Raw genomic sequence first — 15,256 nt, forward strand, 5'->3', positions numbered from 1 at the left:
ACATGCAAAAACTGATAAAGATACTGGCAGTAATCTTGCTGAGCAGTGTAAAATTTGTGGCAGGACCACCATTTGCTTATTACAATGACAGTTACGAATTCCATTTTTTTGAATCGATTTTTTACTGTGTGTTGGGAGGCATGCTTGGTGTATTTGTTTTTGTAAACTTTAGCAAGCCAATTTTCAAACTGTGGGAACGCATCAGGCAACTGTTTAAAAATAAAAACACCACCCCATTCTTTGATGAGCCAACAATTGATCTGGAAGGGCAAGTAAAAATACAATACAAGGATGGGGGTTATATGGTAAAACATAAGCGGATATTTACCCCTCGAAACCGCAGGATTGTGAAGCTATGGACCAAATACGGCCTGGCCGGCATAGCCCTTTTAACACCGGTATTAATCAGCATTCCCATTGGTAGTATACTTGCAGCACGCTATGTGCATAATAAGAAAAAAATTTACCTGTATATGTTTTGTGCTATTTTGTTTTGGTCGCTTGCAATGACCGGTGTATTTGAACTGCTGCAAATTTCTCATCCGCAGGAAATAAAAAAAGTATTTGAATAATGGAAACAACATTACCTATGACTCATATATTTTTTGATCTTGATCACACCCTCTGGGATTTTGACACCAACTCGAGAATTACCATGCTCGAGATGTTTGATATTTTTCAATTAGAAAAGTGGTACCATCATTTGACGATTTTTTTTCTTTGTATAAAAAAATAAATTATCGCATGTGGGATGAGTATGAAAAGGGAATAATTAGCAAAGAGCAAATTCGCTTCGAAAGATTTAAACAAACATTCGATTACTTTAGCAAGTTGCATGCTTTGGATATAGAAGCAATAGCTTCCTATTACACAGCCCACTGCCCGCAAAAAGGAGCCTTAATGGATGGTGCTGTTGAAATACTTGAATACCTTAATGGCAAAGGATATCAGCTGCATTTAATTACCAATGGTTTCAAAGAAGTACAATTTATAAAAATAAACGGTTGCAATATTGGAGGATACTTTAAGGAGATAATCATTAGTGAAATGGTTGGCGTGATGAAACCGGATAAACGCATTTTTGATTATGCATTAAGTGCTGCCAAAGGTGCTTCGCGCGAAAGTATTATGATTGGCGACAGCCTATATGCGGATATTGGTGGCGCTATGAATGCGGGTTTGAAGGCTATTTATTTTAATCCGGAAAAAAATGAACATACCGCTACACCTACCTACGAAATTTTTCACTTACTGCAACTAAAGCAATATTTTTAAAATTACATAATTTATTCATGCGCTGGCACAGCATCAATGTATTCAAAGGCATTATCATTTACTTTAAGACAATAATGCTCCATACCGTTGGTGATGATGATGTACTTTACTTTTAAAGTTAAATGATAATTGAGTGCCTGATAAATGGTTTCTTCATTAAGTGTTGTTTCATACGACTTACACTCAACCAACAACCATGGAGTACCGGTGCTGCTATAAACCAGTATATCGCTGCGCTTGGCTAACGAATTTACAAGTAATCCTTTTTCTACACTGATCAATCCTTTGGGATACCCACATTGATTGATGAGGAAAGAAATAAAATGTTGGCGCACCCACTCTTCGTTAGTCAACAGGATGTCCTTCTTACGAATATCATCAAAAATAAAAACATCATCGCCCGCCCTGCTAAGCTGAGGTTGTATAGGAGGAAGGTTTAACTCGACAAGGTCAATGGTCATGTTCTGATTTTATTTTTTAATTACCTGACCGGTATGAAAGTTTTTTACTTCGAGCACAGCGGGATTGCCGGTATAGTAGACGTTTCCTTTCCATCTGGTTTCGGCAACAAGTTTTTGATCTACCCAAACAGAGCAATCGTTTTGGCTTCGCAGGTCTACTTGCGAATTGATGGTTTGGAGGGCAGCGGCATCTACCCAACCCAGCCCGGCACTGTATATATAACTCTCCTTAACCTTTCCGCTAACTACCAAATCGGACGAGCCGGTATGCAACTTGAGAAAACTGTAGTTTGCTTCCAGTTTCAAGTCAAATTTTTCGGTGCCATTATAGCACTCAAGCAAAAAGGTATCGGCCATCAGCGTATTGGAACATATAAGGTCACCGTTAGCAGTTGAAAATACCGAATTCAATTTTGTAAAATGCAACTCTACATTAAACGCATTCTTAAAACTTCGTACCCAATTACAACGGTTGTCATTTATGATTACCAAATCTCCATTGGCATCAAGGTAGGTTTTTACTTTTTCGATAAGATTTTCGCCTGCAGTAACCAATGCATAATTTACAGTATCCTGCACCAAATAAACAGTTACAGTGCGGTCAATTATAATTTTTGAAAATGGAGGCAAACTGCGCTGCTCGATAATTTCCTTACCTGTACCAATAAAGCAATCGTGGTTGTTTTCTTTTTTACACGCACCAAACATTGCCATGGCCGCAACAAGTATGCCCATTGCATTTAAAACATTCTTACAAAATGAATTCATGGGTCTTATCGAACTTTCTTTTTGCGGTTACGTTCATAATCTTCAAATACAAACTCTCCCAAATTATTGAGCGAGCTATAATAAGCTTTGCCATTATTGATGCGCGTAAACTCACGTACAAACTGCTGAAGGTATGGGTCGCTAGCAATCATAAAGGTGGTAACCGGAATTCTGTTTTTTCTGCATTGGGCAGCAAAATTATAGGTGCGGTTTAATATCTGACGATCGAGGCCAAAGCTATTTTTATAAACTTTGTTTCCAATAAACATGGCGGTTGGTTTGCCATCGGTAATCATAAAAATTTGCTTGTTACTTGTTTTACGCCTGCGCAAAATGTTTGCTGCCAATTCCAATCCAGCAATGGTATTGGTATGATAGGGCCCTACGGTTAAATAAGGAATATCCTTTAATGCAATGGGCCATGCCTCATCTCCAAATACAATTATATCTAACGTATCTTTTGGATATTTTATACTGATCAATTCGGCCAAAGCCATAGCTACCTTCTTGGCAGGTGTAATGCGATCTTCACCATACAAAATCATGGAATGTGATATATCAATCATAAGCACGGTACTTGTTTGCGACTTGTGCTCCATTTCCTGAATTTCTATATCGTCTTCGGTAAGTTTAAACTCATCAATACCATGATTAATTTGGGCATTGTGAATGCTGTTGGTAAAATTGATTTGATTGATGCTGTCGCCAAAAACAAATGGCCGCGAATCTGAAGTTTGTTCATCGCCCTGACCTGAATAAAAAGTTTTATGATTACCATTGTTGCCCTTACGCAGTTTTCCAAAAATTTCTTCCAATGCCTTTTTACGTATGCTACGCTCGCTTTTTTTGAAGTAAGCTCAAACACCTTATCGTTAGCTGAATCTTTTATGTATCCATTATCCTTTAGGTCTTTAATAAAATCTGACATGCCATACTCAGGGTTGTAAACTTATGCTCGCGGTCAAGCTCGGTCATCCACTGCAATGCTTCGTTTGCATCGCCAGCAGTATAATTCAGCAACTCCATAAATAACTTTAAAAGACGATCGAAAGCACTGCCTTCTTCTCCGGGAACAAATTTTGCAAATCGTAATCCTAACATTGACCTAACATTTTTATGTAAAAGTATTTATTCTATATCATTGTGCAATAGGCGCAATTGTTAATACAAATTAACAATTCAATTTAATGGATTTAAGCCTATAAATAAATTCATGGACTTTTAAACCCATGAATAAATTCATGGGCTATTCAATTCAAAGGCAACTCGATCTAATAGATTTAGGTAAACAAATAGTTGTGGACATGAGTTTGCTGAAGTTAAAACTTTAACCAATGAACACGGGTTTTTGAATTTTGAAATTCGATAGCTGGCAAGGGTACTTTTATAAAAGACAAAATATACAAAGATGTCTTTAGCCACTTCTTACGTGTTTTAATTTTATTCAGGTTAATGTCGGGCGACAAATAAAATTTTCTCTGTCTTTCGTTATTATCAATTAAGCAACCACCGTCAACAAAAACATTATGCCGAGCACCTGTCATTGCTGTTGCTCCATAACCTACCGCCACATTAAGCCATTGAGGAAACGTTGATGATGGTCTTAAAAAATCAGAAATATTCGCACTAAGCCAATACGTTTGACCATTGTAATCTTTTAATAACTGTTGCGTAAAACTGCTGCCTAATAACGATGGACGACAACCTGCATAAGGCGAAGGCGAAAACGAAAATTTCACATCGATTCGTGTTTCATTCCATAACAATTGTTGTCCGGCAAATAATAGTGCCCCTGAGGTATTGGCAATCATATCTCCGGCACTAAAGCCCCAACCCGATGAGAAGCCATCCATTATTTCGATTGCTGTAAAAAAAGTCATAGCAGAGGTTGTGCCAAGTAAAACCGATTTTCCATTGCTTGCTCCATAATATGAATACAGGCTGTAATTAAATTTGGAGAGATAATATACCGAACCAATATGTCCTATTTTATCCATTTGCATCCATTCGGCATTATCATTAAAAAAACGAAATGATGTACTCTGATAATCTTTGTACCACAGTTGATGTAAGCCAACTAATGCTGCGCTATATGCAGCCGTTGAAACAAGTGTAACACGGTGCTGTTGCTTAATAAGTTTTGTGGAGTCTTGCTGTGCCATACTTGTATGGCACCATATCATTATTGACAAAAATGCCCATAAACTAATTATTAATTTATGGGCAACGTATATGGTCATGGTATATAAGAAGGATTACTTTAACAAGACATCCTGAGCAGCTTTTAAAATAGCAAAAGCATTTTCGCGTGAGTCCGATTCAGCATAGGTGCGCAAAACAGGTTCGGTGCCCGAGGCGCGTATCATAAGCCATTCTCCATTGTCGAAAAAATATTTCCATCCATCCATATCATCCATGCGATTAACCTTATACTTACCAAAGGCTTGATAAGTGCCGCTTTTGCAATTAACAAGAATGCTTTGCTTGAGCTCCTCTTTAATCTGCAAGTCAATGCGTTCGAAAGCAAAAGGGCCAGTTATTTCATATACTTCGGCAATTAACTCTTCGAGGGTCTTGCCTGTTTTTGCCATAAACTCCCATATCACCAAGCCCATCCATATTCCATCGCGCTCAGGTATATGACCTTTTATAGCTATCCCTCCACTCTCTTCTCCTCCTAACAAAACATCTTCGTTAATCATGGTTTCGGCAATAAACTTAAAACCGATTTTCTTTACTTCCATTTCGAGACCATAGTGCTTGCATAATGTTTCTACACGAGGGGTAACACTAAAGGCTATGCAAATTTTACCTGTCATCTTCTTGTATTTGCATAAGTAATGTATAAGCAACAAAATGATATGATGGGAGTCAACAAAATTACCACTAGAGTCGTACAATCCAATACGGTCGGCATCGCCATCGGTTGCAAGGCCGCAATGAAATTTGGGGTTGGCATTTTTTATTTTTTCTGAAAACTCCAACAGATTTTTATGAATTGGCTCAGGTGCTTGTCCATGAAATCCGGGATTGTTGTCGCAATGCAATCGGTTTACTGATGGCAACAAACGTTTAATTACATTTTGCCCTGCGCCATACATGGCATCGTATGCTAAATTCAATTTTGAATTTCGTATCGCATCAAGGTCAAAAGACTTTTCAGCATGTTCGCAATACATTTTTTCTAAGTCAATATATTCCACCTTTCCCTGTGCCACCAAATCCTCCATCGAAATTTTCTCATAGTTCACCGAAGATTTCTCAGGTATCATGTCTTCAATTTCCTGAACTTGCGATGGAATAAGCGGGCCACCATAAGGGCCTTTTAATTTATATCCGTTATAAGAAGGTGGATTATGACTTGCTGTAATGATTACACCAAGGTCACATTTAAGTCTTTGGGCGCCTAACGATATCATGGGAGTGCTAACAAATCCTTTAGCAAGAAAAACTTTGAGCCCCATATCACATGCCACTTTAGTAAGCGTTTCGGCAAACAACTCGCCAGCAAAGCGGCAATCGTGCCCAACCACTATGCTTCCACCCTTGGTTTTATTAAGCACCCACTGGGCGGTTGCCTCAGATACCCGTGCTACATTTTCTACAGTAAACTCTTGCGCAATTATTGCACGCCATCCATCTGTTCCAAATTTAATTTTTAAAGCCATATTTTACTATTTCGTTTAATAAGGACGCAAATGTAATTGATTTGTATTAAAACTAATTTATCGCTCTTGCTGCTTAAACAAACATTTGCCCAAACGATTGTTTAAAAAAAAAGTAGGCTATCAAGGTAATATTTCTACCACGAAACAGAAGGGATGTTGAATCAATTCTTACTTTCGCAAAAAAAAATTCAATGAACAGATATTATTTAATAATCACTTGTTTGGTTGCTGTGCTAACCACAAATGCGCAGATCACCATAGATGATGCCGATTTAATGAATGCAGGCGATACCTTCAGAGTTAGCTTTGCTAATCCAAATCAGGCAACGGCAGCAAGCCTTGCTACACAAACGGGAGCCAACTATACCTGGGATTTTAGTATGCTTATTCCGGTATCGCAAGATGTAGATACTTTTTTGTCGGTGCTTAATGCAAACCCAATATATCTATTAACCTTTAGCAACTTGGGATTTAATCCCAACCGCGCCAATATTGCAAAAGCCGAAGGCGCATTGCCTGCATTGCCATTACCGGTAACGTTAGATAATCCGGTTACCTTTTTTTACAAGACAACCGCCAACTTCCGAAGCCCCGGCACCGGAATTGAAGTAGCCTCGCTGCCAACAGCCTTTCCATATAATGGCGATAAAGACTCCATCTATCTCTTCCCATTAAATTTTAACGATAATGACAGTTGCTCGTTTTCGGGTGGCATAAACATACCGGGACTTGGCTATTATGGTACCGCGCAAAAGCGTGTAAATCTTGTTGATGGCTGGGGTGTGGTTACTACCCCTTACGGAACATTTGATGCATTACGCATAAAAACCATACTAACCGGAAAAGATACACTTGCCGATACCTCAGGTTTTGGATTTTCTATACCTCGAGCACGTCAAACAAAATATAAATGGCTTGCAAAAAACGAAGGCATCCCTGTTTTGGAAATAACTGTTACAACTACATTTGGACAATCTGCCGTTACTGAGATTAAATACCGGGATAATTTTGGCCCGTTCCTGAGCAGTATAAATCAGTTAGAATTTATTGATGGCTTGCAGGCATGGACTGCAAATGATTTGCTTTATGTGCGTTATAACTTGTTGCATGCAAGCAATGTATCGCTTACTATATACGATGCAAAAGGGGCACGAATAAAACAACAACAATTTGCTGGAAATAAAGGCGAACAACTTCTACCGGTTGCAATTGCGGACATGAACGCAGGTGTATACATAGCCGAAATAATAGCAGGCAATAAAAAATACAGCACCAGGTTTCAAATCAGGTAATACGTAAACGTATTTATCAATTGTGTGAAAGTTATTAGCATAACGTTGCTCTTATTTTTGTGCTGCACCATGTGGTGCACAGCACAGTATCCTACCAATTACTTTATTAGCCCTGTTCATTTCACAATGAAACTTTCGGGTAATTATGGCGAAGTAAGAAGCAATCATTTCCATAGTGGAATTGATATTAAAACTGACAGCATTGAAGGTAAAGTTGTTGTTGCCGCAGCATCGGGATACATATCGAGAATAAAGGTGAGTGCTGTGGGTTATGGCAAAGCCCTTTACTTAAAACATAACAATGGCTATTCTACGGTGTATGCACACTTGCGTCAGTTTGCACCCGCTATCGAACAATTTATTCAACCGCGCCAATTAGAAAAAGGCAAAGCAGAAATTGATATTGACCTGAATGAAAACCTGCTTTATTTTAAGCAAGGTGACACCATTGCTTATAGCGGCAACACAGGTGGTTCAACTGGCCCTCACTTACATTTCGAAATCAGAAATAGTAAAACCGATGTAACGTATAATCCGCAACTGTTTGGAATTATATTACAAGATACGATTGCTCCTGTGATAAGACATCTGGCAGTTTATCAGGACTATCGCATTGACCAATTGTATAAGGCTTCGCTTTCCGGAACAACCTATACCCTAACCGATACTATAGAAGTTTCGCCTCGTGCCCGATTTGGTTTTGTTGCAACCGACTTTATGAATAACAGCAGCAGCACACTTGGTATCTATCAGGTAAAATTTTCTATTGATGAGCAGGTTATCTGGCTTTCGCTACTTGACTCGTTTGGGTTTGATGAGTCGATTAATGTAAATGGCTACATGGACTATGCCTATGATTATTTTAACAATACAACCATTGAGCGCTTGTATCGCTTGCCAAACAACGATCTTAATGTACTTGCAAAGTCAGCACGAAATAATTTTAAACCCTCGTTACCATCATCCATATGCAAAGGCCGATTAGAACTTAGCGACCTGAATAAAAACAGGTCGGTACTTGAATTTTATTTTACAGCAACACGATTTGAAGTCAAAAAAAGCAAGCATAAAGGCAAGTTTACAGTGTATTCAGAAAATTATAGCTATCAAAATAGCGAATTTAAATTTTCGATTAAAGCAAACTCATTGTATCAGGATGAATATCTGTATTACCAAAATCTGGGTAACAAGAAAGGGCTTGTAACTACCATTCATGCAATAAACGATGCCTCTATCCCATTGAAAAAATCAGCAACTGTTAGTATTCGCATACCCGCCAAATTAGCCAATAAAAAATCGAAACTTGTAATAGTAAAGCTCAATAAAAGTGGCACCTATGCAAGCATAGGTGGCGATGTGGAAGGCAATTACATACTTGCAAACACGAAATCGTTGGGTGCATTTGCACTTGCTATAGATACCGAAGCGCCTACACTTGTAAGCCTAAACAAAAACCTGATATCTAAAATGGAAAACGATACGGTAAAATTCAGAATAAAAGACGAGCTTTCAGGAATTGGAACATATACCCTAACCGTTAACGAAAAAAAAGTTATTGCATGCTATGATGCTAAAAACAACTTGCTTTATGTTGAAAGCAAATACCTTAATAAGGGAGAAAATGTTGTTGAAGTAAACATTGCTGACAAGGTAAAAAACCAAACGGGGCAACTATATTTTATCAAAGCAGAATAAGCAGGTTGATGTTTAGAGTTTGTTTAAACAGGTTCATACTTTTTATTTGCGAAATATAACATCATGTACAACTATTGATGCTAACCAAAGAATAAAATGAAGCATAACCTCCGCTCTGCTATCGCCACAACTCACTGCTGACAATACTTTCAGGAAACTTAATTTGTATAAATAAGGCCATGGTAATAAATCCTTTTACCAGGTTATCTCAATATCTATTTTGACAAACGTCAGAATACCTAACATACAATCTGCTATAATTGCCAATAGGAAACTCCTTAAATTAAACTCATTTTAATTATGAAAAATCTACTAGCGCTAGTGTTATGTATAACATGCATAATACATTTAGCAAAATCGCAAACCTATCAATTGCTGGCTTACGACAACTTTAGTTATAGCAATCTTGCGCCCCTCAACGGCTTGTCGGGTGGCAGTGGCTGGGGGTTGCCATGGGATGTACAAAACGGGAATACGGTAGTGCCTGGATTTAATGCAAGTTCCGGGTCGCTGACCTTTGGTGCATTATCTACATCAGGCAACAAAGGGATAGGCGGTTATCAATATTTAACCATAGGCCGCAGGCTTAATTTATCTTCCACAGGACCATTCGCGCCCTTTATTGCAAATGGAGAAGACCGTATTGGAACACAAACAGGCACCACCTTGTGGTTTAGTGGCCTAATTCGTAAGGAGGTAAATAATAGTCAGCCGGTAAATTTCGCAATAAATGAAACCAACCTTGCCTGGTGCGATGCCTGCGGTGCTTATAATGTTAGCTTTGGCTACTTTGGAAGTAACAGCGATAGCGCAGGGCAACGATATTGGACCTTACGCGTAAATGCAAATTATTATAGAACAAGTATACCTGTTCAAGCTAATGTTACTGCATTTGCTGCCATACGTATTGATTTCAATGCTGCAAATACGCTCGTTTCGCTTTATGCCAATCCTACAACTTTTGGCAACAATATGCCACCAACGCCTACACTCACCGTTACAACATCTCCCTCATCGTATCGCAGCATTATCGTTTACCTTGGAGATGGGCCTTCTCAAGGTGCAATAGATGAATTGCGCGTGGCCGATTCGTTTGCAGAAGTAGCTCCAGATAGCACCATAGGCTTTAATTTAGCGCCCATTGCGGTCATAAACTCGAATGTGGCGCAAGGGCAATCGCCTCTTGCTGTTACATTAAATGGTAGCGCATCGTCCGATCCGGAAGGACAGCCACTCACCTACTTATGGCATTTTGGTGATGGTACACCCGATGTAACTGGGCCAATTGTAAATCACTCTTATACGTATATCGGAGAAATGATAGCTTCACTTACCGTAACAGACAATGTTGGCCAAAGCAATACTTCTTACTATTCGATAAAGGTGTTGAATACTGCCAATAGTTTTCCTTGCAATACAACTGCAACCTGCCTTAACCTGCCATCGTGCAGTACAAATGATGGCCGTATCAGAATTAATGCAAATACAGGAATTAGTTACACAATGTACAATAGTAACAATGGGCTTATGAGTACCACCAATTTCAACGAATACCATAATCTAACACCGGGTGCATATCGTGTATATCTCACCGGCACCAATGGTTGCAATGATTCGTTAATGATAAATATGAATCGCGATAGCAGCACGTGCCCCGGCTGGCAACCTTCGGGATGCGCATTGAAATTGGGCACTAACCTTTCGGGAATTAATTATTGGGGCGTGAACATTCCTTTCAAAAACCTATTCAAACATTCAGGCGAAATCATTACCTTCTCGGATACTTGTTATTGTTGGGATAATCATAAACTAAGTGAGTTGGTGCTAAATGCAAATGGCTATCCTACATATCTCCCGCAACTTACAAGTGGCGGGCCTACTAAAATACGATATATATTATCTTCAGAAAATGCAACACTACAAATGGGCAAACGCTATGTGATGTTGTATCAAGGCACAGGGCAGTTTAGCTATCCATATGGAATTAATCTGGTATCAAATGCAGCGGGCAGAGTGGTTTTTGATGTAACAGCCGATGGTAATATTTTTGTTGTCTGTGACTCAAGCACACTTGGTAATCCTATACGTAACATACGCTTGTTGCGCATAGAGCATGAGTTTGATGATATTGAAACCTATCCGTTCTATCAGCCATTTTTAGACTATTGTGCTAACTTTACTTCATTGCGTTTTATGGATTGGGGAGCTACCAATGGTAGCCCACATATTAATTGGAACGATCGTGCATTAAAATCTTATCGCACCTACTCAACTGACAAAGGTGTTCCTTACGAACTAATGGTTTCGCTAGCCAATACATTGAAAAAGGATGTTTGGATATGTGTACCACATGCAGCTGATAGCAACTATATTGCAAAAATGGCGAACGTATTTCGTAAAGTAGGTTCCAAACAAAATATATATCTTGAATACAGCAACGAAGTGTGGAATTGGATTTTTGCACAATCACACTACAATGCAGATAACAAGCCAGACAACCTGCATTATGGTGCAGCATATAGCGACAAGGCAAATAACGTTTTTAAAATATGGCACTCGGTGTTTGGCACTTCTAAGAATAGAGTGAAGCGTGTACTTGGGCTTCAAGCAAGTTTTGGTTATCTAAATGAGTTTATTCTTGCACGACTTAAGCCTAACGAATGGGACTTTGCATCACCAACCTTTTATTTTGGCCTCGACCATGGCAACACTGGCAATCCTGTGCTAAACGCCTCAAGCACCGTTGCTGATGTGCTTGCCAATGCAAGCAACTCTTTTAATAGTTTTGCTCCGCTTGTAAAACAAGATTATAGAACTGTGCGCATGTATGGTAAAGGCATTGTTAACTATGAAGGAGGTCAGCATTTTACCGATTTTTCAGTGCCGCCATATATACAAGCCATGTATGATGCACAAATTCATCCCGGCATGTACACCTTATATAGTCGCGTTATAGATAGTGTGCGCTATTGGGGCAGCAATCTGGGCATGATATTCAGTGATATTTCTCCACGACAAAGCATATGGGGCAGTTGGGGCCATCTGGAGTATGTAGACCAGTTGCCTCCTTATAATATTACAGCACCAAAAATGCAAGTTGTGCTTGATGAGCAAGCTGATTGCCTTAAATGCAATGCCGATGCTTTTGAGTATAACAACTCGCTTATTACCGCAGCACCGCTAGCTACAGGCAGTGCATATCAGGCATATATATGCCCGATACTTGATGTAGATTGGTATCAATTTACTGCGACTTCTACAAAAAACTATAAAGTCAAGATTTCTCAATTGCCGGCAAATTACAATCTGGAAGTTTTTAATTTGGCCGGAGTTTTAGTGGCTGGTTCATATACCACGGGTTCATCGGCCGACTCGGTTGTACTTAATTATCCATCTGCCGGAGTTTACTATGCACGTGTATTTGGAGCCAATGGTGCTTTTAAAAATAATGTCCCTTATACCATTCGTATTTCCGAAAGCAATAACCCTTTTCGCAAAGGAATCAACAATCAAACACTTGGAGTTTTTCCGCAACCTGCCACGCAACAAGTTAATTTTAGTTGGGAAGCTACAGAGTCAAAACAAAATTATACGGTTACCATATACGATGCATTCGGAAAATCAATGCTAACTAAACACGTCGATGCTACGCCTGTTCAAATAGAAATAAGCTCATGGCCTGCGGGTATTTATCATGTGCTGGTAAGAAATGACAAGACCTTACTATCTGAAAAATTTATAAAAATCGAGTAGCATCAGTCAAGAATAATAAAAAAAAGGTGCACCGATGTGCACCTTTTTTTGATTCTATAATCCGGCCGCTCCTGTAGCCAGATACATGATCTTGTTTTCATGGTGCTACAATTTCAATTCCTGATTTATAAAAAACTTTATTGCCTTTGTAAAAATACATGATGTAGGTTCCGGGCTCAGCAACATCAAGCGAAAAAGAACCATCTTCGAGCGAGGCCTTATGCACGCTTTCGCCCTTCAAGTTTTTTATAATAACTACTAATGGCAATCCTTTGCCTTGATCACAGTTGATTACTTCTTTAATAGATGCCTTTTCGGGTAAATCGCAAGGCACCCAGGTTTCGTAACTTGCTTTTAGCATCAAAGAAGATAGGGTAATGGTAAGCGCCACCACAAGAATAATGTTGAGCGCTCTAATAAAACTTAAATTTTTCATCGTATTGATTTTTTAATGGTTGAAGAAACATATGATTTAAAAATACGTTACAAATGTATGGTTGCTATTAGCTTCAAAACAGAGGGCAAATCCTCCTTTTATAAATACAGGGAAAACCATTGGCCTCTTTGGGCTATTTCAATTGTAAAAAAAATGGCGAAAAATTTACACGCATAAACTACTAACATGCAGATGTTGAAATAATATATTTACCTAAAGCGTAAGCCATATAAGCGCACCTATATTTGAAAAGGATTTTACAATTAATCAACTCAAAGAATGAAAGGAAAATCAGAAAAGAAAATTTTTGTAATAGATACCTCAGTAATTTTATACGATCATAACGTAATACATAATTTCAAGGAGCATGATGTAGCCTTGCCCATTACGGTGCTTGAAGAGGTTGACAGGTTTAAAAAAGGGAATGATGTAATCAACTACGAAGCACGTGAGTTTATCCGCAACCTCGATAAACTGAGCGGGGCAGCCGGGCTTACCGAATGGATTCCGCTCAACGGGCCTACTAAAGGAAAAATGAAAGTATTGATGCACGAGGTAGCTCGTAGCATTGATGCTAACAAAGTATTTGGTGAGCACAAAGCTGATCACAATATTATTAATGCAGCAGTAGCACTGCAAGAAGAACAACCAAAACACAAAGTGGTTTTGGTAAGTAAAGACATAAACCTGAGGTTAAAAGCTAAGTCACTCGGCATTATAAGCGAAGATTATCAAACCGGGAAGGTACAAGACCTGGAGGGTTTGTATACCGGTAAATCGGTACTTAATAATGTGGCACGTAAGCATATTGACGAGTTGTACCAAAATGGATTTGTGATGCGCAGGCAGATTATGAAAAGTGTTCCCGTGGCAAACCATTATTTTATTTTGAAAAGCAAGGGAGAAGAAGCAAGTGCGCTTGCGGTATACAATGGAGAAACTGATATGCTGGAACGTATATCGAAAGAAAGTGCAAGCGGAATAAAACCACGTAATGCCGAACAAGCCTTTGCAATGCACGCCATCATGAATCCCGATATTAAATTGGTAACAATACAAGGCGTTGCAGGAACAGGCAAAACATTAGTTGCACTTGCTTCGGCCATGGAAAAGAAAAGCAGTTACCGGCAAATTTTTTTGGCACGACCAATTGTTCCTTTAAGCAATAAAGATATTGGGTACTTACCGGGCGACATTAAATCGAAAATCAATCCTTACATGGAACCGCTTTGGGATAATCTGAAATACATTCAAAGCCAGTATGCCGAAACTGATAAAGAGTTTAAAAAAATAAATGACATGATTGCAAACGAAAAACTGCACGTTACACCCTTGGCATATATACGTGGTCGTAGTTTATCGCACATTTGTTTCATAGTTGACGAAGCACAAAACCTTACACCGCACGAAGTAAAAACCATTATTACACGCGCAGGCGAAGGCACCAAAATAATTTTTACTGGTGATATATTTCAAATAGATACCCCCTATCTCGATTCGCATAGCAATGGACTTAGCACATTAATTGATAAAATGAAAAATCAATTATTGTATGCACACGTAACCCTTGAGAAGGGCGAGCGCAGCGAGCTTGCCAACCTTGCCGGCCAGCTTTTGTAAGAACTTCCCATCCCTCATCATCATAAAAAACTCTGAAGCGGCTATTTTAATAGCCGCTTTGTTTTTATTGGAGACATCTGATTTTTTTCTTAGTATACACATATAGTTACAACAACGCATACCATATTGAGTCTATCAGGCTACGATAGTTTTAAACCATCGTTACTAAAACGCTGACAATGTAAAACCCTTGCCATAATTGTGTCATAAGCGCTTGCAATTGCAACCAAAGCGTCATATCAGGTTTCCGACATGAATAATTTTTGCATTTGCATCGTACCATTGTAT

The 15,256-nt window shown here is 38.9% G+C and carries 11 protein-coding genes and 1 pseudogene; 6 read left to right on the plus strand and 6 right to left on the minus strand.

The window, feature by feature from the left end:
• The first annotated feature begins 2 nt into the window (after nucleotides 1-2).
• Together IPO27_11700 and IPO27_11705 are read left to right on the plus strand one after the other, a co-directional pair.
• Entirely contained in the window at nucleotides 3-572 is a 570-nt protein-coding gene (locus IPO27_11700; GenBank protein MBK8847163.1) for a hypothetical protein, read from the plus strand.
• Between the two features lie 118 nt (nucleotides 573-690).
• Nucleotides 691-1,275: a noncanonical pyrimidine nucleotidase, YjjG family gene (locus IPO27_11705; GenBank protein ID MBK8847164.1), complete on the plus strand. Its 585-nt coding sequence runs from the start codon at nucleotides 691-693 to the stop codon at nucleotides 1,273-1,275.
• An 11-nt stretch (nucleotides 1,276-1,286) separates the two neighbouring features.
• Here the strand turns inward: IPO27_11705 and IPO27_11710 are convergent, their stop codons facing one another.
• The 5 genes and pseudogenes from IPO27_11710 to IPO27_11730 form a co-directional block, all read right to left on the minus strand.
• A complete protein-coding gene (locus tag IPO27_11710; protein MBK8847165.1) occupies nucleotides 1,287-1,736 on the minus strand; it encodes a type I restriction enzyme HsdR N-terminal domain-containing protein in 450 nt (149 codons plus the stop codon).
• 9 nt (nucleotides 1,737-1,745) lie between these two features.
• On the minus strand, nucleotides 1,746-2,471 hold the full coding sequence (locus IPO27_11715; protein MBK8847166.1) for a DUF2807 domain-containing protein: 726 nt from the start codon (nucleotides 2,469-2,471) through the stop codon (nucleotides 1,746-1,748).
• A gap of 38 nt (nucleotides 2,472-2,509) precedes the next feature.
• Nucleotides 2,510-3,605 (minus strand): annotated as a pseudogene (locus IPO27_11720) (hypothetical protein).
• Between the two features lie 218 nt (nucleotides 3,606-3,823).
• Complete coding sequence (locus IPO27_11725) at nucleotides 3,824-4,744, minus strand: DUF2279 domain-containing protein (GenBank protein ID MBK8847167.1); 921 nt, start codon at nucleotides 4,742-4,744, stop codon at nucleotides 3,824-3,826.
• A 15-nt stretch (nucleotides 4,745-4,759) separates the two neighbouring features.
• Nucleotides 4,760-6,172 carry a phosphoglucomutase/phosphomannomutase family protein gene (locus IPO27_11730; GenBank protein ID MBK8847168.1) on the minus strand — a complete coding sequence of 471 codons (1,413 nt, stop codon included), beginning with the start codon at nucleotides 6,170-6,172 and terminating at the stop codon, nucleotides 4,760-4,762.
• 191 nt (nucleotides 6,173-6,363) lie between these two features.
• Here IPO27_11730 and IPO27_11735 point away from each other — a divergent pair, with 191 nt between their 5' ends.
• From IPO27_11735 to IPO27_11745, 3 genes are all read left to right on the plus strand, one after another.
• Nucleotides 6,364-7,464 carry a T9SS type A sorting domain-containing protein gene (locus IPO27_11735; protein ID MBK8847169.1) on the plus strand — a complete coding sequence of 367 codons (1,101 nt, stop codon included), beginning with the start codon at nucleotides 6,364-6,366 and terminating at the stop codon, nucleotides 7,462-7,464.
• A gap of 126 nt (nucleotides 7,465-7,590) precedes the next feature.
• Nucleotides 7,591-9,159 carry a M23 family metallopeptidase gene (locus IPO27_11740; GenBank protein MBK8847170.1) on the plus strand — a complete coding sequence of 523 codons (1,569 nt, stop codon included), beginning with the start codon at nucleotides 7,591-7,593 and terminating at the stop codon, nucleotides 9,157-9,159.
• 300 nt (nucleotides 9,160-9,459) lie between these two features.
• Nucleotides 9,460-12,912, plus strand: coding sequence for a T9SS type A sorting domain-containing protein (locus IPO27_11745; protein ID MBK8847171.1), 3,453 nt, complete (start codon nucleotides 9,460-9,462; stop codon nucleotides 12,910-12,912).
• A 97-nt stretch (nucleotides 12,913-13,009) separates the two neighbouring features.
• On the opposite strand, the gene IPO27_11750 is transcribed toward IPO27_11745, so the two are convergent.
• On the minus strand, nucleotides 13,010-13,348 hold the full coding sequence (locus tag IPO27_11750) for a hypothetical protein (GenBank protein ID MBK8847172.1): 339 nt from the start codon (nucleotides 13,346-13,348) through the stop codon (nucleotides 13,010-13,012).
• 279 nt (nucleotides 13,349-13,627) lie between these two features.
• Between IPO27_11750 and IPO27_11755 the strand changes: the two genes are divergently transcribed.
• The gene (locus tag IPO27_11755; GenBank protein ID MBK8847173.1) at nucleotides 13,628-14,968 is read left to right on the plus strand and encodes a PhoH family protein; all 1,341 of its coding nucleotides are present in this window, start codon (nucleotides 13,628-13,630) and stop codon (nucleotides 14,966-14,968) included.
• The last annotated feature ends 288 nt before the right edge of the window (nucleotides 14,969-15,256 follow it).

It is taken from the genome of Bacteroidota bacterium (genome assembly GCA_016714535.1).
Lineage (GTDB): Bacteria > Bacteroidota > Bacteroidia > AKYH767-A > OLB10 > JADKFV01.

What these genes read in the sequence shown, in the direction of transcription:
- IPO27_11700 (MBK8847163.1), top strand. Translation starts at nt 3, where the DNA reads ATGCAAAAACTGATAAAGATACTGGCAGTAATCTTGCTGAGCAGTGTA.
- IPO27_11710 (MBK8847165.1), bottom strand. Translation starts at nt 1,736, where the DNA reads ATGACCATTGACCTTGTCGAGTTAAACCTTCCTCCTATACAACCTCAG.
- IPO27_11725 (MBK8847167.1), bottom strand. Translation starts at nt 4,744, where the DNA reads ATGACCATATACGTTGCCCATAAATTAATAATTAGTTTATGGGCATTT.
- IPO27_11740 (MBK8847170.1), top strand. Translation starts at nt 7,591, where the DNA reads ATGAAACTTTCGGGTAATTATGGCGAAGTAAGAAGCAATCATTTCCAT.
- IPO27_11755 (MBK8847173.1), top strand. Translation starts at nt 13,628, where the DNA reads ATGAAAGGAAAATCAGAAAAGAAAATTTTTGTAATAGATACCTCAGTA.
- IPO27_11735 (MBK8847169.1), top strand. Translation starts at nt 6,364, where the DNA reads ATGAACAGATATTATTTAATAATCACTTGTTTGGTTGCTGTGCTAACC.
- IPO27_11730 (MBK8847168.1), bottom strand. Translation starts at nt 6,172, where the DNA reads ATGGCTTTAAAAATTAAATTTGGAACAGATGGATGGCGTGCAATAATT.
- IPO27_11750 (MBK8847172.1), bottom strand. Translation starts at nt 13,348, where the DNA reads ATGAAAAATTTAAGTTTTATTAGAGCGCTCAACATTATTCTTGTGGTG.
- IPO27_11715 (MBK8847166.1), bottom strand. Translation starts at nt 2,471, where the DNA reads ATGGGCATACTTGTTGCGGCCATGGCAATGTTTGGTGCGTGTAAAAAA.
- IPO27_11745 (MBK8847171.1), top strand. Translation starts at nt 9,460, where the DNA reads ATGAAAAATCTACTAGCGCTAGTGTTATGTATAACATGCATAATACAT.